The following is a 23,152-nucleotide window of genomic DNA, read 5'->3' as shown; positions in this document are numbered from 1 at the left end:
CCTTTGGCTGGGCCGCCATGCCTTCGTCCTGTTGCATATTCCGTGCGATGGGACGAACCGATCGAGTGACCATTTACGTGCAGCCTTTCCCTCTCACGCGCCTGACCGAATGGCTCCTCGATTCGAGGACCAGGGTGCCGGAAGTGATTGCGGATCAGCTGAAAAACGGTCTTTTCTCCTCGCTGCCCATCTTCCTGGGCGGCGTACTCAACGCGACCGCCGTGGCGACGATCGCTGCCTGGCGTCACCCCACCGGGCCGTTCCTGGGCTGGCTGCTATTTGAAATTTGCCTCGGTCTGGTACGGATGACCGTCCTGATCTATGGCAAGAAACGCATGGCCGCAGGCGCGACGCCGCCGCGCGGCCTGTCTGCGCTCCTGTCTTGTTTGTGGGCCCTGTCGGTCGGTATCGGCACGTCGCTTTGCATCCTGTCGGGCGACTGGATATTGGCGACCATTGCCTGTCTGTCCGCCGCGGCGATGGTGTGCGGCATATGTCTGCGCAATTTTGGCACGCCCCGGCTGGCGGCTACCATGGTTTTCCTGGCGCTTGGGCCATGTGCGGTCGCGGGCAGCCTGACGGCCGATCCGGTTCTGCCCGTCATCAGCGTCCAGTTGCCGATCTTCATGCTGACCATCTTCTCGGCCTCCTTCGCCCTGCACAAGATGCTGGTGTCCTGGATGACCGCACTTGCCGATCTGGAGCGCAGCGAGTCACTCACGAACACCATTTTGCATTCCAGTCCCGACCATATGCTCGTCCTTGAGAGCGATTATAGGATCATCTTCCACAATCAGCCGGAAGGCGGCTTGCCCGCAGAGAATCTGATCGGTCGAAACTGGCTGGACGAAATTGCGGAGGATGATCGCGCCGCCGCCCAAAGGATGCTGGAGCAGGCAAAGGCGAGCCAGCCAGCCAATTTGATCCTCAACCTCATGCCGGACACGGAACTGGCGCCCGAACTTGCGAAGCGGCGCTGGTTCGATATCGCGATCAACAAGACCTCTGATGCATCAGGCCGGCTGATCGTCGTCGCTCGCGATATAACCCATCAGAAGAAATCTGAGGAAAAGGCTGTATGGATGGCGCAGCATGATGCGCTTACCGGCCTACCCAACCGCGCGCTGCTTCAGGATCATCTGGACGCGACATTGTCCAATGTCGGGCGGGACATGGAAGCGGCGATGCTCATCATCGACGTCGATAATTTCAAGACCATCAACGACAGCGTTGGTCATGACGGCGGCGACGCGCTGCTCTGCGCCTTTGCCGAACGCCTCCGTGCCGCCGTGGGGGAGGGCGATCTGGTCGCCCGCACCGGCGGCGACGAATTCGCGCTGGTCATCGCCGCCCGTTCGGTGGAAGCTGTCGAGCAGGTCGCGCAGAATATCTATGACCAGCTGCGAACGCCGATCGACCATGGCGGCCGCCTGCTGGAATCCAGCGCCAGCATCGGCGCCAGCCTCATCCCCCGCGACGGCCGCACCCGCTCGGAAATCATGAAGGCCGCCGATATCGCCCTCTATGCGGCCAAGACCGGGGGCCGGGCGAGGCTGCGCATCTTCGAACCGGGCATGATGGTAGAGGTCGAACGGCATCAGACCATGATCGCGCTCGCCCGCCAGGCCCTGACCCACGATACCATCATACCCCATTATCAGCCCAAGGTGCGGTTACGCACGTCGCAGGTCACAGGGTTCGAGGCTTTGCTGCGCTGGCGGGACCATGAAGGCCAGTTGCGCTCGCCCGACATGGTCCACGCGGCCTTCGAAGATCCGGCGCTGGGGTCGCTGCTGAGCGAACGCATGCTGCAAAAGGTGCTGGACGATATCCAGCAGTGGACGCGCGCCGGCCTGCCCTTCGGTCATGTGGCGATCAACGTGGCAGGGGCGGATTTCCGGCAGGGTGGCTTTGCGGACAAGGTCATACGCAGCTTGGCGGCGCGCCAGTTGCCGCCCGCCTGTATCCAGATCGAAGTCACGGAAAATGTCTTCCTGGGCCATGGCGCCGGTGATGTGGAACGCGAATTGCGTGCTCTGAGCAGTCATGGCATTCGCATCGCCCTCGACGATTTCGGGACCGGCTATGCGTCGCTCTCGCATCTGACGCAATTTCCCGTCGATCTGCTCAAGATCGACCGCTCATTCATCCAGCGCATCGGCACCAGCACGGATGCGGAAGCGATCACCTCCACCGTCGTCAATCTGGGTCATTGCCTGGGCCTTGAAATCGTCGCCGAAGGTATAGAGACGGCAGCGCAGGAAGCCTATCTGCGCGACATAAATTGCGATGTGGGACAGGGCTTCCTCTACGCGCGCGCCATGCCTGCCGAAGCAGTACCCGCCTGCCTGGCCCAGGCGGAGAATCTCTGCCCGATCGCGAACGCGGGCTGAAAACCCGCCTTCGGGGTTGCTCCCATCATCCTTCCACCTCTAGGGTTCCGTCACATCCAAAGAGGGAGTGATGGTTTGGAGACAGTATCGATCGTGCTTTTCCTGCTGCTGGCCGTGGTCGTCAGCGGGGCGGTATCCCGAATGCTGCCAGTTTCCATACCCACGCCGCTGGTGCAGATCCTGCTCGGCGCCATTATCGGCCTGTCGACATCTCACCGCGTCGATCTGGACCCCGAACTCTTCCTCTTTCTCTTCCTTCCGCCACTCCTCTTTCTGGATGGCTGGCGCATCCCCAAGGATGAACTGCTCAAGGACGTCTCCACCGTGGTGGAGTTGGCGCTGGGCCTCGTCCTCCTCACCGTCGTCGGCATGGGCTTCTTCATCCACTGGATGATACCCGCCATGCCGCTTGCGGTCGCCTTCGCGCTCGCGGCGGTCGTATCGCCGACCGATCCCATCGCCGTGTCCGCCATCGCCGCCCGCGTGCCCATCCCCAAGCGGATGATGCACATATTGGAAGGGGAATCGCTGCTGAACGACGCATCGGGCTTGGTATGCCTGCGTTTTGCGGTTGCGGCTGCCCTGACCGGCACTTTTTCCGCCGGGGCGGCGACCGTCAATTTCCTGTGGGTGGCCGGCGCAGGCCTGGTGATCGGCGTTGTCGTCACGCTGGCCGTCACCCGTGCCAAGGCGTTCGTCACCAAACGCTGGGGCGAGGATACCGGATCGCAGATTCTCGTCAGCCTGCTCATCCCCTTCGGCTCCTACATGCTGGCCGAACATATCCATGCGTCAGGCATATTGGCGGCGGTCGCGGCCGGCGTCACCATGACATTTGCCGAAATCTCGCGCCAGACGATGGCGATCACCCGCATGCGACGCAATTCCGTGTGGGACATGATTCAGTTTACCCTGAACGGTATCATCTTCGTGTTGCTGGGCGAACAATTGCCCGGCATTCTGGAGGGCGCGCATCAAACCGTGGCGCTCACCGGTCATGCGTCCCCCTGGTGGCTGGCGATCTATACTATTGCCATCGTCGCAGGCCTTGCCTTGCTTCGCTTCGCCTGGGTCTGGGCCTCGCTCCACCTCACCATCCTGCGCAAGACGCATAGGTCGGGCGAGATGCAGAGCCCCGAATGGCGTCTGGTCGCGGCCACCTCCTTCGCCGGTGTGCGCGGCGCCATCACCCTGGCTGGTGTTCTCACCCTGCCGCTCGCCCTGAACGACGGCACGGCTTTCCCGGCCCGTGATCTGGCGATCTTTCTGGCAGCAGGCGTGATCGTCGTCTCGCTCATCCTCGCCAGCATTGCACTGCCGTTCCTGCTCAACGGCCTCACCATGCCGCCGGAACCTTCCAAGCAGGCGGAAGAGGACAGCGCGCGTATCGTGGCCGCCCATGCCGCGATCCAGGCGATAGAGCGGCACCAGCACGCCTTGGCAGAGGATCGCGGCGATGCGGACCTCTACGCCATGGCTGGCGCGCGCGCGATGGATCTGTATCGCGAACGGATCGAGGGGCTGAGCGGGCAGCAGGCGGACGAGGCGCGCGCGGGCCGACGCCTCGCCAGTGAATTTGCGCTGGTCGGGATCAAGGCGGAGCGCACCACGCTGGCCCAGCTTATCCGCGACCGGCTGGTAAGCGGCGGCACCGCGCGCAAGTTGACGCGCGAACTGGACCTGGCGGAGGCCCGTTTCCGCGGGTGAGCCGAAAATACCGGCTGTGGCGCGATTGCCACAACCCGCCACTTTGCGATCAGTCGGCACGCTCAAGCAACATTATGTCACAATAAAGACATGATCGAACCCTAGCCGCCGCGCCCATGGGGGCCGTTGGGCCTTTGCAAAACACGATTACGGGGAACGACTTTGTCCAACACCATCTTCACCCGGTCGGCACTCATGCTGACCGCCGCGCTTGGCGCTCTAACGACGGCGCACGCCGCCTATGCGCAGGAAGCCGCCAGCGCCGATCAGCTGGACGAGATCGTCGTCACGGCCGAGCGTCGCTCGGAAAATCTCCAGAAGGTACCCGTTTCGGTCGGCGTCGTGCAGGGCGATGCGCTGCGCAACCTCACCGCCGGCGGCGGCGACATCCTCGAACTCGCCGCCCGCGTGCCCGGCCTCTACGCCGAAACCACCACCGGTCGCATCTTCCCGCGCTTCTACATTCGCGGCCTCGGCAATATCGACTTCTATCTCGGCGCTTCGCAGCCTGTGTCGATCATCCAGGACGATGTCGTCCTGGAGCATGTCGTGCTGAAGTCGAACCCGGTGTTCGACGTCAACCAGGTCGAAGTGCTGCGCGGCCCGCAGGGATCTCTGTTCGGTCGCAACACCACGGCAGGCATCATCAAGTTCGACACCATCCGTCCCTCGATGGATTGGGAAGGTCGCGCCCAGGCCAGCTATGGCAGCTATAATACCGTCACCTTCGACGGCGGCATCGGTGGCCCGATCGTCGCCGACAAGCTCGCCTTCCGCGTGTCGGCGCTCTACCAGCATCGCGACGACTGGGTCGACAATACCTACACCGGCCCCAGCGCCGACGGCACCGTCAGCCCCAGGAAGGACGCGATGGGCGGCTATAATGAGAAGGACGTGCGCCTTCAGCTGCTGATGACGCCGACCGAAAATGTGTCGATGCTGACCAGCGTCCATGCCCGCGACTATGACGGCACCTCGACCATCTTCCACCGCGCGGGCCTCACCAAGGGCAGCAACAGCGTTGCGGGCGAACCGCGCAGCAAGATCGCGCTGGACGAAGCGATGAACAACCCGCAGGCCTATAAGACCTATGGCGCTTCGGAAAATATCGCGATCGACATGGGTCCGGTCACGCTGACCTCGATCACCGCCTATGAAACCACCAGCGGCTACAGCCGTGGCGATACGGACGGTGGCGCAGGCGCGGACTATCCGGTGGCCGGCGTCGCGAACGGCTTTGGCCAGAGCCAGGGCAATGTCCGCGACCTCGACCAGCTGAGCCAGGAAGTGCGCCTTGCCAGCAACGGCGACAGCGCCTTCAAATGGCAGGTCGGCGGCATGTATTTCGACAGCCGCGATACCACCGATTTCTATCAGCGTGCCTATTTTCTGACCGGCGCGGCGAACAACCCCAACAACTGGGTGCGCCTGCGCAACAAGAATGAAAGCTGGGGCCTGTTCGGTCAGGCCAGCTATGAAGTCGTCCCCGGCTTCACCATCACCGCCGGCGGCCGCTACACCAAGGACACGAAGGAAACCCGTCTGGTCCGCGCCACCGCAAACGTGGCGGGCGTGTCGACCTACGGCGGTCGTCGCTACGTGAAGCTGACCGGCAAGGAACCCAGCTGGGACGTCAGCGCCCTCTATGAAGTCAGCCCTGAAGTCAGCCTCTACGCCCGCGTCGCGCGCGGCTTCCGCGGCCCGACCATCCAGGGCCGCTCGGCCGTGTTCAACAGCGACTTCACCACGGCGGATTCGGAAACGATCATGTCGTACGAAGGCGGTATCAAGACCAGCCTGCTGGGCAATCGCCTGCGCTTCAACCTGTCGGGCTTCGCCTGGAAGGTGAAGGACATCCAGCTGAACGGCAACGACGTGAACGGCAACGGCGTCCTGTTCAATGCCGACGCGGCCAAGGCCTATGGCCTGGAAGCCGACCTCGAAGCGCGTCCGTTCGAAAATCTGACCCTGTCGGCCGGCCTCAGCCTGCTCCATAGCGAAATCAACGACAAGAATGTCTATGCGCAGGTCTGTACGCTGAATGGCGTGGTGGTCTGCACCGTGGAAGATCCGACCGTGACCAACGCGCGCGGCGTCTTCGCCCAGATCGACGGCAACCTGCTGCCCAACGCGCCGAAATATACGGCGAACATCGCAGCCCGCTACGATGTGCCGCTGGGCAATGGTGGCAAGCTGTTCGCGGCGACCGACTGGAACATCCAAGGCTACACCAACTTCGTGCTCTACAAGACGCAGGAATTCTACTCGAAGGGCGACTTCGAAGGTGGCCTGAAGATCGGCTACACCGCGCCGGACGGCAAATATGAGATCGCCGCCTTTGCCCGCAACATCACGGGCGAAAAGAACATGAAGGGCGTGATCGAAAATTACATGGCGCCCGTGTTCAACGAACCGCGCATCATCGGCGTGTCGCTGAGCAACAAGCTGTAACGATCAGAACAGGGGCGCGGCCGGTATCGGTTCGCGCCCCTACTATATTTTCGGCAGCGGATCATTGGCGCCGGCCGCAGCCAGTGCCTCCCTGATCCGGGCCGTCGCCATGCCCAGCGCATCGGTTTCGCCCAGCAGCGCGAAACTGCCGTTGAGGGCAAAGGTGCAATGACCATGCACCGTGGCGACCAGCGACCGTGCGAGGCGAGGGGCCTTGTCCCTGTTGCTTGCCGGCAGGATTGCAGCGATTTCCCGTACGATCACGTCGGTCAGCGTCCCGCGCCGCAGGGCCAGCGCTTCGGGCATCGCCATGCCGGCCGGCAGCCGATGGTCGTAAATCGCCATCCACAAATTCATATGCTCAGCCGCGAAGCTGAAATAGCCTTTGACCAGCGTTGCGATCGGGTCAACCGACGCTCTGGCAAGCCGATCCTCCAGATGCTGCGTCCATTGTTCGAAGGTCCGCGTGTTGATCGCTGCGATCAGCAGGTCGTAGCTGCCGAACACATTATAGAGAGTCCCGACAGAATAGCCGATGCGCTTGGCCACCTCGCGCGCGGAAAAACGGGCAAAGCCCACCTCTGCCATATGGCGATGTCCTTCTTCCAGAACCAGTGTTTCCAGTTCCGCACGGCTATGATCGGATCGCCTGCCCATGGACGCCTTCTAGAAATTTAATTATCCACTGTCCAATTTATTAATTGATCACTGTTTAATTCCTTGATAGTCCCTTTCTCGGCGATACGGGCAGCCGATCTTGCCGAGCGGCCTGTTCGCGGGCCGATGGCGATTAACGGCCCGTCTATATTTGCCGCTTACACGCTCTCCGTTCGGGGGATCTTTCATGTCCGCACCAGACCTGTCCCTATTGGTAAAACGCCGTTTCGCGCCGTTGTTCGTCGTCCAGTTCCTGGGGGCGTTCAACGACAACTTGTTGAAGTTCGCGCTGCTCTTCCTCGCCAATTTCGTGCTGTTCCGTGCCGCGCCGGACAAGGCTGAATTGCTGGCGACGATCGCGACGGGTCTGTTCATCCTGCCTTATTTCCTCTTTTCTGCCCTGGCCGGCCAGATCGCCGATGCCTGGGACAAGGCAAAGCTGGTGCGCGCAGTGAAGGCGGCCGAAATCATCATCATGGGCACCGCTTTAATCGGCTTTTGGCTGCAATCGGTGCCGCTGCTGCTGGCCTGCCTTTTCTTCATGGGGTTGCACTCCACTATTTTCGGCCCGGTCAAATTTTCGATCCTGCCACAGCATCTGCATCCACAGGAAATGATGGGCGGCACCGGCCTGATCGAGGCGGGCACATTCCTCGCGATCCTGAGCGGTCAGTTGCTGGCGGGCGTCATCCCCGCTCAGACCGCAGGCCTGATCGCGGTCGGCGTGGCGCTACTGGGTTTTTTGACCAGCCTTGCCGTGCCATCCGCCCCGCCGGTCGCGCAGGGGTTGCGGATCGATCCCAATATCTTCCGCAGCACCTGGCAGATTCTCAAGGCCGCGCGCCATGGTCGGGGCGTCTGGCTCTCTATCCTGGGCATCAGCTGGTTCTTTGCCGTGGGCGCCGTTCTTCTCGCCCAGTTCGCGCCGCTGGTCAGTGGCGTGTTGCAGGCAAAGCAGGAGGTCGCAACCCTGTTCCTGCTGGTCTTTTCCTTGAGCGTCGCGCTCGGATCGCTCTTGGTCAATCGTCTGCTCGGTGGTGAAGTGTCGGCCCGCTTCGTGCCGATTTCGGCGCTGGCGCTGGCGGGCTTCATGATCGACCTCTGGCTATCGACCAGCGCTTATGTGCCCGTGACCGCCGATGCCACTATCGCGACCTTCATCGCCACGGCCGGTAGTGGGCGCATCCTTATCGACCTGTTCGGCATCGCCTTTGCAGGCGGCATGTTCATCGTGCCGCTCTATGCGATCCTCCAGACCCATGCTCCCCGTGAGGAACGTTCGCGCACCATTGCCGCCAACAATATCCTGAACGCCGCCGTCAGTGTCGCCGTCGTTCTGGTCGTCACGCTGATGCTGGCGCGCGGCGAAAGCGTACCGGGCGTCATCGGCACCATGGGCTTTGCCACTTTGACGATCGCCCTCATCTCCTGCTGGCTGCTGCCCGAAACCGTCATCAAGGCGATCGTGCGTGGCATCTTGCGCTTCCTTTATCGCATCGAGCTTGCGGGCGAAGAAAATATGCCTCGCGCCGGCACCCCTGCCGTGGTCGTGGTCAACCATGTCTCCTTCCTCGACGGGCTGCTGCTCGCCGCATTCCTGCCTGGAAAGCCGACCTTTGCGGTCAACACCTACATCGCGAAGGCCTGGTGGGTGAAGCCATTCCTGCCGTTGTTCGACGCTTTCCCGGTCGATCCGACCAATCCGATGGCGGCCAAGGCGATGGTGAAGGCGGTGCGCGAAGGGCGCACATTGGTCATCTTCCCCGAAGGTCGCATCACCGTCACCGGTGCGCTGATGAAGATATTCGATGGCCCCGGCATGGTCGCGGACAAGGCCGACGCGCCTATCATCCCGGTCCGTATCGACGGCGCGCAATATACGCCCTTTTCCCGCCTGCGCGGCAAGGTCCGCCTGCGCAGCTTCCCCAAGATCACGCTGACCGTGCTGCCGCCGCGCCGCTTCAGCATAGAAAGGGAAATGACGGCCCGCGCCCGCCGCGCCATCGCCGGCCGCCGCCTCTATGACGAAATGAGCGGCATGATCTTCGCCACCTCGCGCACCGAGGAGACGCTGTTCGAAGCGCTGCTGGAGGCGCGCCATATCAACGGCGGCAAGGCTGCGGTCGTGGAGGATATCAAGCGCGAGCCGATGAGCTACAATCGACTGGTGGCAGGTAGTCTGGCGCTTGGCCGTCCATTGGCCGCAGCAACCCGATCGGGGGAAGCTGTCGGCGTGCTGCTACCCAATGTGTCGGCCGTGGTCGCGACCTTCTTCGCACTTCAGGCGCATGGCCGTATACCGGCGATGCTCAACTATACGGCAGGTCTCACCAATCTGAAAGCCGCCTGCACCGCGGCCGGGATCCGCAGCATCGTCACCGCCCGCGGCTTCGTCGATCAGGCCAGGCTGGGCGACATCGTCGCTGCGCTCGAAACGGACGGACTGACCATCCTCTGGCTGGAGGATATCGGCGCGACCATCGGCGTTGCTGCCAAATTGCGCGCACTCGTCGCCAGCCGTTTTGCCGCTTACAACCATCGCCGGCTGCGCATCGCCGCGGATGCGCCCGCCGTCATCCTCTTCACCAGCGGATCGGAAGGCCTGCCCAAGGGCGTGGTGCTGACCCATCGGAACCTGCTATCCAATTGCCGTCAGCTTGCTGCGCGTATCGATTTCAACAGCGCGGACGTCGTACTCAACGCTCTGCCGGTCTTCCACAGTTTCGGTCTGACCGGGGGTACGCTGCTACCGGTCCTGCACGGCGTAAAGACGCTGCTATATCCCAGTCCGCTGCATTATCGTATCGTTCCCGCGCTCGCCTATGACAGCAACGCGACCATTTTGTTCGGTACGGACACCTTTCTGTCCGGCTATGCCCGCATGGCGCATGGATATGACTTCTATTCGCTGCGCTACATCTTTGCAGGCGCCGAACGGGTGCGTGACGAAACCCGCAGGGCCTATGCCGACAAGTTCGGCCTGCGCATATTGGAAGGCTATGGCGCAACCGAAGCCGGCCCGGTGATTGCGGTCAACACGCCGATGCACTTCCGCGCGGGCACGGTTGGCCGTCTGCTGCCGGGCATCGAGGCCAAGCTGGACGATGTGCCGGGTATTGCCGAAGGCGGTCGTTTGTCGATCCGTGGTCCCAACATCATGGCCGGCTATATGAAGGCTGATGCGCCCGGCATCCTGCAACCGCCGGAAGAAGGTTGGCACGACAGCGGCGACATCGTCACCATGGACGATGACGGGTTCGTCACGATCCGGGGTCGTGCCAAGCGCTTCGCCAAGATCGGCGGGGAGATGGTGTCGCTACCCGCCGTGGAGGGATATGCCGCGGCGCTCTGGCCCGACGCGGAGCATGCCGTCGTCACCCGCCCCGACGCACGAAAGGGCGAGCAACTCGTGCTGTTCACCACGCGCAAGGGCGCGAAGGCAAGCGAGCTTCAGGCCTGGGGCCGTGCCAATGGCGTGACCGAACTCGCCATTCCGCGCGACATCCGTGAACGCGATGCGTTGCCGGTGCTGGGTACCGGCAAGCTCGACTATGTGACGATGGGCAATCTGGCGTCAGAGGCAGGATAGAGGGGGTAGGGCGATTTTATGACCGATGTTGAAATCTGTGGAAAACCCGGATGAACGATGGACGACATGCCAGGACGACCGCTACCGGCCTGATCCATGAGCATCATCGCAACCATCATGAATTCGACCACCGGTCAGCCCATTCAGAAAATGACCTTCGGCCGCATGCCCAAGCCTTGGGTGACCTTCCATCTGGAAAATGGGGAGCGGGTTACGGCCGATCGCGTGAATGTAGGCAAGCCCGCACCGGGCAAATTCGTCGCGCCGGTCGAAGTCTGGGTCACCCCCAAGGGCTGACGCTACGGCGAACTTGCCGTTCACTCGGTCGCTCGCCCGCATGAACAGGGTCAGCGACCCAAGTCGATACCTTACATGACATTGTAATATTTGAATTTTCACTGACTTGTCATCTGCAAGCCGCCAGCAGGTCACATCCGTTGGGCAGCGGCGTCCCCATCCAGTTCGACAGGGGCTCGCCACATGACACGCCGTTTTCACCTCCTCACCATGCTGCTCGCCAGCAGTGCCGCCGTCCCGGCCGTTGCCCAGACCGCCGCGCTTGACGGCGATACGGCCGGCGCCGGCGAGCAGATCATCGTGACCGCGCAAAAGATCGAGCAGCGCGCGATGGATGTCCCGATCACCATCTCCGCCGTCAGTGGCAAGCGGATGGAGGAAATCGGCGTGTCCGACCTCGACGAACTGTCCAACTATATCCCCGGCCTCAATATTCAGGAGCAGAGCGCCAACAATCCCGGCATCGTCATTCGCGGCATCACGTCGGACAGCGGATCGGCCCAGCAGGCGCCGCGCGTCACCCTCTATTATAACGGCGTCGATATTTCCCGCTCGCGTGGGTCCTATCAGGACATTTACGACATGGAGCGGATCGAGGTCATCAAGGGGCCGCAGGCGACCTTGTTCGGTACCGCCTCCGCCGTCGGCGCGATCAGCATGATCTCCGCCCGACCCAAGCCCGGCTTTTCGGCCGAACTGAACGCCGGCTACGGCAATTATGACTCCAAACTTTTCAGCGGCTTTATCAACGGCGGATCGGACAAGGTCGCCGGCCGCATCGCCTTCGCCTGGAAGAACCGGGACGGCTACGTAAAGAATCTGTCCGCGACGCAGGACGATCTCTATGCCCGCGACCAGCTTGGCGTGCGCGGCTCGCTGCGGCTGAAGCCCACCGAAAGCTTCACGGCCGACCTCATCCTGACCTACGACCGCCAACGCAATTCGGGCACGCCCTTCGTTTCGCTCGCGCTGCCAACGTCGGAAGGTCCGGGCAATCCTTTCGGTTCTGCCAATCTCAGCGGATCGCCGCTCTCGGCTTCCGTATTGGGCGCCTCCAAACTGGGGCTGCACCGCGACGTCTATGACGCGAACCTGACCTTCAGCTGGGACATTGCCGACGACTGGACGCTCACGATGGTCAATGGCTATCGCAAGTTCGACAGCAATGAAGTGTTCGACGCCGACGGCTCGGCCGCCTGGTATCTGGAGTTTGGTGAGGAAGCCAAGGGCTGGCAGGTCAGCCATGAAACCCGCTTCTCCTATGCCGGCGATCATTTCCGCGGGTCGTTCGGCTGGAATGGCTTCCGTGAAAAGAACCATCAGCGCGTGCCCTTTTCGACCGAGGAAGGCACCTATATCCAGTGCGCGACGCGGCTGATTCCGGGCCTCGCCTGCATCGCGGCCGACGGCACCGTCACCGCATCGCAGGCGACCGCAATACTAACCCGTGGCGCTGCAACAGCCATTCCCTACAGCTCCGTCTATGAAAATCAGGGCAAGAACGACAGCTATTCGATGTTCGCCGATGGAACCTGGCTGGCCAGCCCGTCGCTGGAACTGACCGCCGGCGTGCGCGGCCTGATCGAAAAGCGTCGTTCGGGCTATGTCACTACCGTGCCCAATTCGGTGCTGAGCGGCGCACCCCTGATTCCGGGCCAGATCAACACCAACGGTCGCGTCCTCCGCACACAGGGCAGCTTCGCCGCTTTCCTGCCGCGCTTCAACATCCTCTATCGTTTCTCGCCAGCGTTGAACGGCTTTGCCACCGTGTCGAAGGGCCGCCGTTCGCCGACCGTCAATCTCGATGCCGCAGCCGGCGGGGTGGCGCGCATCAGTCAGGTCGCCGAAGAAAATGTCTGGAACTATGAAGTCGGTCTGAAGGGCAATAGCGGTATCTTCTCCGGGTCGCTGGGCGTCTATTATCAGAAATACGACAATTTCCAGGTCAGCGTCGTGGGCAGTGATGGCGTCGCCCGCACGATGAGTGCCGGCACGGCCAGCAATCTGGGGGTCGAGGCGGAAGTCATGATCCAGCCGACCAGCTCGCTCAATATCTTCGCCAATGGCGGCTATATCGACGGCGGCATCGACGACAAGGCCGCCAATGGCCGTTTCGCCGGCGACCAGTTCCGCCTTCAGCCCAAATTCCAGGCTGCGGCCGGCTTCACCATCGACGCGCCGATCGGCAACGGCATGCGCCTGTTCGCGACGCCCAGCGTCACCTATCGCAGCAAAATCTATTTCGAAGTGCCCAACATCCAAGCCATCAGCCAGGATGGGGTAACGCTGGTCAACCTGCGCGCCGGCGTCAGCTTCGCCGATGGCCATTATGAAATCTCCGGCTTCATGCGCAACGCCACGAACAAAAACTATCTGCTCGACGCAGGCAATACCGGCGGCGCCTTCGGTATCCCGACCTACATCCCGGCAGAACCGCGCTTCTACGGCGTGCAACTGACCGGTCGCTTCTGAACCGAACAAGGAAGGAGACAGCCATGAGCTTCACCATAGACCGCCGCCTGCTCATCAAGGCCAGCATGCTGGGCCTGGGCGCCATGTCCATTCCCGGTGCCGCCGCCATCCTGTCGGGGCGCGGCTTCACCCATGGCGTCGCCAGCGGTGAACCCGGCGCCACCTCCGTGCTGCTCTGGACCCGCTATGTCGGGTCCGGCGACACCAAGCTGCGCGCCGAAGTCGCCACTGACGCCGCCTTTACGAAGGTCGTTTCCGGCGGGGAGGTCACGGCCCATGCGGATGCCGATCACACGGCCAAGATTACCGTCACCGGCCTTCAGCCGGACGCATGGTATTTCTACCGTTTCATCGCGCCAGATGGCCGCATCAGCCGCCTTGGACGCACCCGCACCCTGCCGCAGGGTGACGTGTCACGCTTCGGCATCGGCCTTTTCTCCTGCTCCAACATGCCGTTCGGCTTCTTCAACGCCTATGGCCATGCCGCCGCGCGCAGCGATATCGACCTGGTGATTCATTGCGGCGACTATCTCTACGAATATGATCGCGGCCATTATCCCAGCCTGGAAGAAGCGGTGCCCGGCCGTATCGTCGAACCGGCGAACGAGATGGTGACGCTGGCCGATTATCGCCTGCGTTATGCCTCCTACCGGCTCGATCCCGATCTTCAGGCGCTGCATGCCGCCTTCCCGATGATCGCCCAATGGGACGATCATGAACTGGCCAATGACGCCTATAAGGATGGCGCCGAAAATCATCAGCCGGACAAGGAAGGCCAATGGTCGGTACGCAAGGCGGCAGCGCAGAAAGTCTATCGCGAATGGATGCCCGTATCCGATGCGAACTATGACAGTTTCCAGATCGGCACGCTGGCGACCATCTTCCGACCCGAAACCCGCATCACCGCGCGCAACAAGCAGTTGAGCGTCGGCGAAGCGGTCGCCGGGCGTGGCGATCTGGCCAAGGCGCTGGCCGATTTTCGCGACGGCGCCTGGAGCGCGTCGGACCGTACCCTCATGGGCGCGGATCAGGAAAAATGGCTCTATGACGGCTTTGCCGCGTCGAAAAAGGCCGGCACCACCTGGCAGATCCTCGCGCAGCAGGTCATCATGGGCTATGGGCGCTTCCCGACCAATGCGGCCGAATGGGTGCCCGCCAATGCGCCGGATATCGTGCGCAAGACGCTCGCCGGTGCGGTCGCCGCCTCTCAGGCGGGCCTGCCCTACAATATGGACAGCTGGGACGGCTATCCAGCCGCGCGCAACCGTCTCTATGATGCGGCGCTGGCGGCGGACGCGGACTTGGTCGTCCTGTCGGGCGACAGCCACAATGCCTGGGGCTATAATCTGGGCGAGCGCGGACCGGGGCAGGGCGGGCGCAAGGACCGGGTCGGCGTGGAATTCGCCGGGCACAGCGTCACTTCGCCGGGCTTCGAGACCTATGCCAAGGGCGTGCCGCCGGCCGACGTCGCTCGCGCCCTGCGTGCGGTCAATCCCGGCATGGCTTTCTGCGACGCCAGCCAGCGCGGCTATGTCTCGCTGGACGTCACGCCGCAACAGGTCGCGGGCTCCTGGCACTTCATGCAGGATATCCGCACCCGCACCACGGCGTTGGCCGGCTCCCACCGCATGACGGTGCAGCGCGGCGCGAAGCTGTTGCAGGACGCCTGAGCAGATGGGGCACTTCGCCATCTCGAGATGGCGAAGTGCCCCGATCGCGCTTGTCTGGCAGAGTGCCTATATTTGACTGTAACAGATGTTTGGTATAAATCGGCTCTGCCAAAATGGGAGAGGCCCAATGTACAGCTATATTCCGCCCATCGACGATTATCGCTTCCTGCTGAACGAGGTGCTGGGCTTCGACATGGCGATGGCGGAGATCGGGAAAGAGGTCGATGCGGAACTGGCATCGGCGGTGCTGGAAGAAGCCGGGCGCATGTGCGCCGACCGGCTGCATCCCATCAATCGCGAAGGCGACGAACAGGGCAGTCAGTTGGTGGATGGCGCGGTACGGACCCCGCATGGCTTTGCCGAGGCCTGGCGCGACTTCGCGCAGGCAGGTTGGGCATCCGTCTCCGCCGATCCGGCCTATGGCGGCCAGGGCCTGCCGTTCATCCTTCAGCTTTGGTTCGATGAAATGATGGCGGCGTCGAACCTGTCCTTCGGCCTTTTCCCCGGCCTGACGCGCGGTGCATGCGAAGCGATCATGGCCCATGCCGACGATGCGCTGAAAACCACCTATCTGCCGCCCATGATCAGCGGTGAATGGACCGGTGCCATGGCCCTCACTGAAAGCGGGGCCGGGACCGACCTTGCCTTGCTTAAGACCAAGGCGGTACCGCTTGGTGACGGGCGCCATGCCATCACGGGCCAAAAAATCTTCATCTCGTCGGGCGATCATGATTTCGGCGGCAATATCGTGCATCTCGTGCTCGCCCGCCTGCCGGATGCGCCTGCGGGTGTGAAGGGGATCAGCCTGTTTCTGGTGCCCAAATTCCTGCAGGACGAAAACGGAGCCTTCACCGTCCGCAATGGGATGTCGGTCGGGGCGCTCGAAAAGAAGATGGGCATCCACGCCCAGCCGACGTGCGTCATGAATTACGACGAAGCGACCGGCTGGCTGGTGGGAGAACCGAACAGGGGCCTGGCCGCCATGTTCACGATGATGAACGCCGAACGGCTGATGGTCGGCATTCAGGGACTGGGTGTTGCCGGGGCAGCCTATATTCAGGCGACCGGCTACGCCAAGGAACGGTTGCAGGGGCGGAGCGCCGATGGTGCGCGCGGCCCGGTCGCAATCATCGAACATGCCGATGTTCGCCGCATGCTGCTCAACATCCGTGCCTTTGTGGAGGCTGGTCGCGCTTTGGGCGGCTGGACGGCGCTTCAACTCGATCGCGCGCACCATCATCCCGATCCGGCCGAGCGCGCCGAAGCGGACGCTTTGGTCGCATTGCTGACCCCGGTAGTGAAAGCGTCCTTCACCGATTTCGGTTTCGAAAGCGCGGTGCAGGCGCAGCAGATATTTGGTGGCCACGGCTATATTCGCGAATGGGGCATGGAACAATATGTACGCGACGCCCGGATTGCGCAGATTTACGAAGGCACCAATGGCGTGCAGGCCATGGACCTGGTCGGGCGCAAGCTTCCGCTGGGCGGTGGCACGGTCGTCGATGGCTTTTTCGACCTGATCCAGGAAGAATTGGAAGCCGGCAAAGGCACGGTCATCGCGGACGATAGCCTGGCAGCCCTTGCCCTGCTGCGATCGACGACGCTGTCGTTGCGCGGCGCCGGCGTTGACGCGACGGGCGCTGCGGCCGTCGATTATCTTCGCCTCTTTGCGCTGGTGTCCATGGGGTGGATGTGGAGCAAGATGGCGGGTGCGGCGCAAGGCGACAGTCCGCTGCATGAAGCCAAGCGCGCCATGGCAGCCTTCTTCGCTCAACGCATGTTGCCCCAGGTTCACGGCTTGGCCGCGAGCATTGCGGCGGGCGAAAGTGCGATCATGGCCCTGGACGGTGACGCTTTCTGATCGCGCACTTTGAATCTGTCATGCCTTCATCCTGATAGTCACAAAATGGCGGGATTCACCCGGTAATGCGCGAGAGGCTTCGGCGCTTGTCGGTCGCCCAGTGCCTATGAGGTTTGACCATTTCGATCGCGGCGTCCGGTCAGGTCTATCCTCAATGCGCTCTCGTTCCTTGAAACCACCCAGCCTCATTTGAAGGTCATTTTCGGCGTCCTGTGGAAGGTCGCCAAATGCCCCTTCAATCTGCGGGAGACATTTTATGGCAAGTCTTGCGTGCTGATCGATGGTGGATCGAACGGCAATTATCGTCGTAACATCATCGGTAGCAAGGGGATTACCGATCTGGAGACAGGCTATGATGCACACCTGCCTTTACCATCGCGCTCGGTGCAAAAAATCTGTGCGACATCTATCCGGACAAGATCGATCCGGTGACCTACGCGGCGCAGATTGCCAGCGGCAGCCCGGCCGTGCCGAAAACCTCGTCTCACGGGGCCTTCGGTATCAATGGCAGCTATGAACATGCCCGCGCGCGCCTGAATGTCCGGTCACCCAATGGGGGAAACATATCCGATGCTGCATGACATTAATCGCCGGACTTTGCTCGCATCGCTCGCGGCGTTGGGCGGCGCGGGTCTGGTGGCGGGCTGCGCTTCCCCCACTATGTCGATCGCCAATGGAATGATCGCGGGCCGCCGACGCTATGACCCGCTCGATCCCTTTCCGCTCGTCCGGGCGCAGACAGACCGTATTTTTCGGATCACCACCTGTCTGCGCCCCTTTCGCGCAGCTGGCCCGCGTCTCGATACGGAACGGGTGGGGGATCATCTGGTCGTCCATAATTATGGTCATGGCGGCAGCGGCTGGTCCCTGTCCTGGGGATCGAGCAGCATCGCGGTCGAAAAGGCGCTGTCTGGTGGCGATCGCGACATTGGCGTGATTGGCGCAGGCGCGCTGGGCATGACCTCGGCACTTCTGGCGCAACGCGCCGGCGCGCGCGTCACTATCCATGCACGGGAACGTGCGCCCTATGTTCGTTCATCACGTGCCACCGGCACATGGTCGCCGGCATCGCGTGTTGCGTTGGAAAAGGGGATATCCAGCGATTTTCCCGCGCGATGGGATGCGATGTGCCGCATGTCCTTCACCCATTTCCAATCCTATCTGGGCCTTGCCGGCACACCGGTCGAATGGACGGACCGCTATGCTTTATCCGACATTCCGTTCAGGCAGGCCCATGACCTGCGGGATCGCGGTGGCAGTCCCGGCTTCGTCGATTATCATGATCGCGCAGCGGATCTGACGCCGGCGCCGGTCGATCTGCCGGCCGGCACCCACCCATTTCCCACGCCCTTCGTGCGCCGATCGCAATCCTTGCAATTCAACATCGCCAGCCTGTCGGACCGACTGACCAGCGAATTTCTGGCAGCAGGCGGACGCTTCGAACAGGCCGAATTTCATACGCCCCATGATCTGACCCGGCTGACGCAAAAGACCCTCATCAACGCCACAGGCTACGGCGCACGCGCCCTGTGGCAGGATGAATCCATCCTGCCGGTCCGGGGCCAGCTGGCCTGGCTGATCCCACAGCCTGAACTGCAATTCGGGATCAGCTACCGCGACGTCGGCCTGCTGTCGCGCCGTGACGGCATCATCGTCCAGTCGAGCGGCGCCAACGACTTTGCCGGTTATAACGACCCCAATGAACAGCCCGACCGCGCGGAGGCGGAAGCGGCCGTGCGGGTTATTGCGGAATTGATGTATCGTATAGCCACGCCTGGAAGGACGGCCGCCTGACGCGCCGCAATGGCGGGGCTTCGCGGCCATGGGGAGATATGCTAGCGCGACAGGGATGAAGAAGCGCAGCCTTGCCAATGGATCGCACGAAGAGGGGTCGGTGCGCCGCCGTCAAATATTGGAGATCGCGGCCCAGATCTTCGCCAGAAAGGGCTATCGTGGCACTTCCATGCGCGACATCGGCGAACAGGCCGGCGTCCTGGGCGGATCGCTCTATCACCATATCAAGTCCAAGGACGCGCTCTTCGTCGAACTCCATGATGCTGCGCTCGACGTGGCGGCTGAAAGGATCAACGCGGCGGTAAGTGCGCAGCATGATCCTTGGGAGCGATTGCTGGCCGCGTGCGCGACCTTGCTGGACATTCAACTCGCGCCGGATTCGCTGACCATGCCGATGATGAATGACTTCCGGGAAGTGCCCGGCCCAGTGCGCGAGCAGCTTGTCGCGCGCCGGGATCGGTTCGAAAGCCTGTTTCGGTCGCTGGTGGACGGGCTGCCCTTGCCACCAGACTTTGATCGCTCAATTTACCGCAACCTGCTGTTGTCGCAGCTGAACAATGTAGCCGACTGGTATGGTCCCGGGCGGCTCTCACCGGCGGACATCGCCGCCCAGATCGTCGCTATCTTTCGGCACCATGGCGGCTGAAGTCTGCCCGGGCTAGTGCAGTGGATGTCGGGTTTTACTTGATCGACCAGCTGTATCCTTATTCGCTATATTTCTTCATGTAAGACAAAAAATATCCATGAAGAAAATATCTCTGTTGAAAATGTGAATCACCTGTCCAACGTTGTCGCGTTCGGCCTTGATCCTCGACTATGCCCTGAGATGAACTGGGCGCGTGACGATAAAGCCGGCCTCGCCCATGTCCTGTTCGGAAACACCATTTATATGAGAGCATTGCCCTGCGAGCCCATGCAATGCGTCCGGATGCGTCCAATCACCCAATCAGCGGTCGTTTCGCTGATCGCGCTCTGCATGACCGCAATCCATCCGGGCGTCGGAAAATGTCCTGATAGGAAAATTTTGCCGTAGCAAATGGGGCTGGACAAGGAGGTCGGTTCCATCATTCCCGCCAAGGCGGCGGACATTGTGGCGGTAAAGGCCGATCCGCTGGCCGACATACGTGCGCCCGAAACCATGACCTTCATCATGAAAGTGGGGATGTCGTCGGTGCCGTTGGCGACTGACTTGTCACCGGTCGATCTGCCCAGCCGATCTGCATCCTTGCGGGTCAGCCCAATGTCCGGGCAAGCCCCCGTCTAGCAACTGGGCTTCCCGCCTACCCCTTGCCGCGCCGGGGGCGCAGGCCGTCGCGCATGGCGATATTGCTGTTGATCCGGGTCACGCCTGGCAGGCGTGACAATATTTCGCCGTGGATGCGTTCATAGGCGTCGACGCTGTCCACCTCTACCCGCAGCCAGTAATCGACAGATCCCGTCATCAGGAAACACTCCCGCACCTCCGGACATTGTCGCACCGCATGTTCGAAGCGGGATAGAAAATCCTCGGTCTGGCGGTCCAGCGTGACCTGCACCAGCACATTGACGATCGCGCCGTCGTCCCGCCCGCCGGTAACGAGCGTGTATCCGCGTATATAGCCTTCGGCCTCCAACTGTCGGATGCGCCGGTGGCAGGCGGAAGCGGACAGGCCGACCTCCGCTGCGATTTCCGCATTGGAACGGCGAGCGTTGAGCTTGAGCAGGCGCAGGATCGCGCGGTCGGCATTGTCGAGGCTATTGGCCATTTATGCGTATCTCTTGCAATATCCTGTCCTATATGACGATATATTCGAAGAAAGTCGCGCACTTCGATAGCCTATTCGCAGAAACGTTGGATAGCTTGGCCGGTATCGGAAGGGGATGGCGATGGATTATGGGACGGCGGCCGACTTGTGCATCGATCTGGGTGCGATCGTGGCCAATTACCGGACGATCGCGGCGCAGGTTGCGCCGGCTGCGGTAGCGGGCGTGGTCAAGGCGGACGCCTATGGCCTTGGCGCCATCGCCGTGTCGCAGGCGCTGCTGACGGCGGGGTGCCGCCATTTCTTCGTCGCCCATCTGTGCGAGGCCAGGGCGCTCAAGCCCCATTTGCCAACCGATGCCACCCTCTATGTCCTGAACGGCTTGCGCCCCGGCGCCGAGGCGGAATGTGCCGCGATCGGCGCGGTGCCGATACTTAACGCACTGGTGCAAGTGGATGCCTGGGCCGCGACGGCGCGCGCTTTGGGCGCCAGCCTGCCCGGCGTGGTGCAGGTCGATAGCGGCATGTCGAGGCTGGGCCTCACGCCGGCGGAACTGGCGGTCTTGCAGGATCAGCCGGACCGCCTGAAAGAGATCGATATCCAATTGGTTATGACTCACCTGGCCTGCGCCGATGAGCCGTCCAACCCGGTCAATGCTGACCAGCGCAGCCGGTTCGATCGGATCGCGGCGCAATTCCCCGGCGTGCCGCGCTCCATCGACAATTCCGGTGGCGCGATGGCGCCCGACGTGCAGCATGGCGACATCGTACGCGCCGGCATCGCGCTATATGGCGGCGCGCCGCATGGCATGCCCAATCCGATGCAGGCGGTCGTCGCGCTCGACGCCTATATCATGCAGTTGCGACAGGTCCCGGCGGGTGCCGGCGTGGGCTATGGCCTGACCCATCGCTGCGATCGGCCGACGCAGATTGCCACGATTTCAGTGGGCTATGCCGATGGTTGGCCACGCCATGTCAGTGGTCGCGGCAGCGCCTATATCGGTGGCATCCATGTCCCGGTGCTAGGCCGGGTGTCGATGGACAGCATGGCGCTGGACGTCACCGATTTGCCCGCTGATCTTCTCTATCCCGGCGCGCCGGTCGAACTGCTCGGCCCGCACCAGAGGATCGACGATGTCGCCGCGCAGGCCGACACGATCAGCTATGAAATATTGACCCGCCTCGGCAGCCGATACGACCGGACCTATCTGCCCGCGCCGGCCGTTAGCGATATGAGGAGTGAGCAGGCATGAAGATCGTCATCCTGGGCGGCGGCGTGATCGGCGTCACGTCGGCCTGGTATCTGGCCGAGGCCGGGCATGAGGTGGTCGTGGTCGATCGCCAGAGCGGCGTGGCGCAGGAAACCAGCTTTGCCAATGCGGGTGAGATTTCGCCGGGCTATGCCTCCCCCTGGGCCGCGCCGGGCATCCCGGCCAAGGCGCTGCGCTGGCTGTTCATGCAGCATGCGCCGCTGATCTTGCGGCCCAAGGTCGATATGGCGATGCTGCGCTGGCTGGTGGCGATGCTGGGCAATTGCAACGCGACCGACTATCGCATCAACAAGGGGCGAATGGTGCGGCTGGCCGAACATAGCCGCGACCGACTGATAGCGCTGCGGGCGGCGACGGGCATAGGCTATGACGAGCGCAGTCAGGGCACGTTGCAACTGTTCCGCGAACAGAAGCAGATGGACGGCATCGCCAAGGATATCGAGGTGTTGCGCGCCGACAATGTGCCGTTCGAAGTGCTGGACCGGGCCGGTTGCCTGGCCGCCGAGCCGGGGCTGGCCGCCAGCGAAGCATCGATCGTGGGCGGCCTGCGCCTGCCCAATGACGAGACGGGCGATTGCTTCAAATTCACCAACGCGCTGGCGGATATGGCAAAAGCGCGCGGCGTGCAGTTCCTGATGGGCCGTACCATCCGGGGCCTCGCGACGGAGGGCGGTCGCATCGCCCATGTCGATACGGCGGAGGGACCCGTGACGGGCGGTGCCTATCTGGTCGCCATGGGCAGCTATTCGCCGCTGGTCGTCGCGCCGCTCGGCCTGCGCCTGCCGGTCTATCCGGTGAAGGGCTATTCCATCACCGTGCCGATCGTGAAAGCGGAAGGTGCGCCGGTGTCGACCCTGCTCGATGAAAGCTACAAGGTGGCGATCACCCGGCTGGGCGATCGCATCCGGGTGGGGGGCATGGCCGAATTGTCGGGCTATACCAACGATCTCCCACAGGCGCGGCACAATACGCTGGACCATAGCGTCGGCACGCTCTTCCCCGGTGCCGGTGATTTGAGCCGCGCGACTTTCTGGAGCGGCCTGCGGCCCATGACGCCGGATTCGACTCCGGTAATCGGCGCGACGAAGATCGACAATCTGTTCCTGAACACCGGCCATGGTACGCTGGGCTGGACCATGGCCTGCGGGTCGGGGCATGTCATCGCGGATATCATCAGCGGCACCAAGCCCGCTATCGAGACGGCCGATCTGGCCCTGTCGCGCTACAGCAATTGATCTTCAAAGAGGAA

Annotated in this window: 16 protein-coding genes; 13 read left to right on the top strand and 3 right to left on the bottom strand. The window is 62.4% G+C overall.

The genetic code is table 11. The features are described from left to right. Nucleotides 1–65 precede the first annotated feature (65 nt). The 3 genes from AC07UX_RS11630 (at nucleotide 66) to AC07UX_RS11620 (ending at nucleotide 6,551) form a co-directional block, all read left to right on the top strand. Nucleotides 66–2,393, top strand: coding sequence for a putative bifunctional diguanylate cyclase/phosphodiesterase (locus tag AC07UX_RS11630; protein WP_495192160.1), 2,328 nt, complete (start codon nucleotides 66–68; stop codon nucleotides 2,391–2,393). A 75-nt stretch (nucleotides 2,394–2,468) separates the two neighbouring features. Beyond that, the gene (locus AC07UX_RS11625; RefSeq protein ID WP_495192159.1) at nucleotides 2,469–4,100 is read left to right on the top strand and encodes a Na+/H+ antiporter; all 1,632 of its coding nucleotides are present in this window, start codon (nucleotides 2,469–2,471) and stop codon (nucleotides 4,098–4,100) included. 195 nt (nucleotides 4,101–4,295) lie between these two features. Continuing rightward, complete coding sequence (locus AC07UX_RS11620; protein WP_495192287.1) at nucleotides 4,296–6,551, top strand: TonB-dependent receptor; 2,256 nt, start codon at nucleotides 4,296–4,298, stop codon at nucleotides 6,549–6,551. A 42-nt stretch (nucleotides 6,552–6,593) separates the two neighbouring features. On the opposite strand, the gene AC07UX_RS11615 is transcribed toward AC07UX_RS11620, so the two are convergent. Continuing rightward, nucleotides 6,594–7,208 carry a TetR/AcrR family transcriptional regulator gene (locus tag AC07UX_RS11615; RefSeq protein WP_495192158.1) on the bottom strand — a complete coding sequence of 205 codons (615 nt, stop codon included), beginning with the start codon at nucleotides 7,206–7,208 and terminating at the stop codon, nucleotides 6,594–6,596. A 187-nt stretch (nucleotides 7,209–7,395) separates the two neighbouring features. Here AC07UX_RS11615 and AC07UX_RS11610 point away from each other — a divergent pair, with 187 nt between their 5' ends. From AC07UX_RS11610 to AC07UX_RS11575, 8 genes are all read left to right on the top strand, one after another. After that, nucleotides 7,396–10,797, top strand: coding sequence for an acyl-[ACP]--phospholipid O-acyltransferase (locus tag AC07UX_RS11610; RefSeq protein WP_495192157.1), 3,402 nt, complete (start codon nucleotides 7,396–7,398; stop codon nucleotides 10,795–10,797). Between the two features lie 96 nt (nucleotides 10,798–10,893). Beyond that, a complete protein-coding gene (locus AC07UX_RS11605; RefSeq protein WP_495192156.1) occupies nucleotides 10,894–11,094 on the top strand; it encodes a hypothetical protein in 201 nt (66 codons plus the stop codon). 183 nt (nucleotides 11,095–11,277) lie between these two features. After that, nucleotides 11,278–13,566 carry a TonB-dependent receptor gene (locus AC07UX_RS11600; RefSeq protein WP_495192155.1) on the top strand — a complete coding sequence of 763 codons (2,289 nt, stop codon included), beginning with the start codon at nucleotides 11,278–11,280 and terminating at the stop codon, nucleotides 13,564–13,566. A 23-nt stretch (nucleotides 13,567–13,589) separates the two neighbouring features. Then, entirely contained in the window at nucleotides 13,590–15,236 is a 1,647-nt protein-coding gene (locus tag AC07UX_RS11595) for an alkaline phosphatase D family protein (RefSeq protein WP_495192154.1), read from the top strand. A 127-nt stretch (nucleotides 15,237–15,363) separates the two neighbouring features. Beyond that, nucleotides 15,364–17,097 (top strand): acyl-CoA dehydrogenase family protein, encoded by a 1,734-nt coding sequence (locus AC07UX_RS11590; protein WP_495192153.1) that lies wholly within the window; start codon nucleotides 15,364–15,366, stop codon nucleotides 17,095–17,097. 189 nt (nucleotides 17,098–17,286) lie between these two features. After that, complete coding sequence (locus tag AC07UX_RS11585) at nucleotides 17,287–17,529, top strand: hypothetical protein (RefSeq protein WP_495192152.1); 243 nt, start codon at nucleotides 17,287–17,289, stop codon at nucleotides 17,527–17,529. A gap of 138 nt (nucleotides 17,530–17,667) precedes the next feature. Continuing rightward, entirely contained in the window at nucleotides 17,668–18,891 is a 1,224-nt protein-coding gene (locus AC07UX_RS11580; RefSeq protein WP_495192151.1) for an FAD-dependent oxidoreductase, read from the top strand. Between the two features lie 55 nt (nucleotides 18,892–18,946). Then, complete coding sequence (locus AC07UX_RS11575; RefSeq protein ID WP_495192150.1) at nucleotides 18,947–19,537, top strand: TetR/AcrR family transcriptional regulator; 591 nt, start codon at nucleotides 18,947–18,949, stop codon at nucleotides 19,535–19,537. Nucleotides 19,538–19,776: 239 nt separating this feature from the next. On the opposite strand, the gene AC07UX_RS11570 is transcribed toward AC07UX_RS11575, so the two are convergent. Both AC07UX_RS11570 and AC07UX_RS11565 read right to left on the bottom strand, forming a co-directional pair. Further along, the gene (locus AC07UX_RS11570) at nucleotides 19,777–20,043 is read right to left on the bottom strand and encodes a hypothetical protein (protein ID WP_495192149.1); all 267 of its coding nucleotides are present in this window, start codon (nucleotides 20,041–20,043) and stop codon (nucleotides 19,777–19,779) included. 128 nt (nucleotides 20,044–20,171) lie between these two features. Next, nucleotides 20,172–20,636 (bottom strand): Lrp/AsnC family transcriptional regulator, encoded by a 465-nt coding sequence (locus tag AC07UX_RS11565; RefSeq protein WP_495192148.1) that lies wholly within the window; start codon nucleotides 20,634–20,636, stop codon nucleotides 20,172–20,174. A 115-nt stretch (nucleotides 20,637–20,751) separates the two neighbouring features. On the opposite strand from AC07UX_RS11565, the gene alr reads away from it, so the two are divergent. Together alr and AC07UX_RS11555 are read left to right on the top strand one after the other, a co-directional pair. After that, the gene (gene alr, locus AC07UX_RS11560; protein ID WP_495192147.1) at nucleotides 20,752–21,885 is read left to right on the top strand and encodes an alanine racemase; all 1,134 of its coding nucleotides are present in this window, start codon (nucleotides 20,752–20,754) and stop codon (nucleotides 21,883–21,885) included. Next, entirely contained in the window at nucleotides 21,882–23,138 is a 1,257-nt protein-coding gene (locus AC07UX_RS11555) for a D-amino acid dehydrogenase (RefSeq protein ID WP_495192146.1), read from the top strand. Before alr ends, AC07UX_RS11555 begins: the two co-directional genes overlap by 4 nt. Nucleotides 23,139–23,152 lie beyond the last annotated feature (14 nt).

Source organism: Sphingobium sp. GW821-FHT02B05 (assembly GCF_059421905.1).
The sequence above is the reverse complement of the archived record's forward strand: the minus strand, read 5'-3'. Positions and strand labels throughout refer to the sequence as shown.

Excerpts from the sequence above, each read along its gene's own strand:
- AC07UX_RS11620 (WP_495192287.1), top strand. The coding sequence starts at position 4,296 with ATGCTGACCGCCGCGCTTGGCGCTCTAACGACGGCGCACGCCGCCTAT.
- AC07UX_RS11615 (WP_495192158.1), bottom strand. The coding sequence starts at position 7,208 with ATGGGCAGGCGATCCGATCATAGCCGTGCGGAACTGGAAACACTGGTT.
- AC07UX_RS11610 (WP_495192157.1), top strand. The coding sequence starts at position 7,396 with ATGTCCGCACCAGACCTGTCCCTATTGGTAAAACGCCGTTTCGCGCCG.
- AC07UX_RS11605 (WP_495192156.1), top strand. The coding sequence starts at position 10,894 with ATGAGCATCATCGCAACCATCATGAATTCGACCACCGGTCAGCCCATT.
- AC07UX_RS11600 (WP_495192155.1), top strand. The coding sequence starts at position 11,278 with ATGACACGCCGTTTTCACCTCCTCACCATGCTGCTCGCCAGCAGTGCC.
- AC07UX_RS11595 (WP_495192154.1), top strand. The coding sequence starts at position 13,590 with ATGAGCTTCACCATAGACCGCCGCCTGCTCATCAAGGCCAGCATGCTG.
- AC07UX_RS11590 (WP_495192153.1), top strand. The coding sequence starts at position 15,364 with ATGTACAGCTATATTCCGCCCATCGACGATTATCGCTTCCTGCTGAAC.
- AC07UX_RS11580 (WP_495192151.1), top strand. The coding sequence starts at position 17,668 with ATGCTGCATGACATTAATCGCCGGACTTTGCTCGCATCGCTCGCGGCG.
- AC07UX_RS11575 (WP_495192150.1), top strand. The coding sequence starts at position 18,947 with ATGAAGAAGCGCAGCCTTGCCAATGGATCGCACGAAGAGGGGTCGGTG.
- AC07UX_RS11570 (WP_495192149.1), bottom strand. The coding sequence starts at position 20,043 with ATGATGAAGGTCATGGTTTCGGGCGCACGTATGTCGGCCAGCGGATCG.
- AC07UX_RS11565 (WP_495192148.1), bottom strand. The coding sequence starts at position 20,636 with ATGGCCAATAGCCTCGACAATGCCGACCGCGCGATCCTGCGCCTGCTC.
- alr (WP_495192147.1), top strand. The coding sequence starts at position 20,752 with ATGGCGATGGATTATGGGACGGCGGCCGACTTGTGCATCGATCTGGGT.
- AC07UX_RS11555 (WP_495192146.1), top strand. The coding sequence starts at position 21,882 with ATGAAGATCGTCATCCTGGGCGGCGGCGTGATCGGCGTCACGTCGGCC.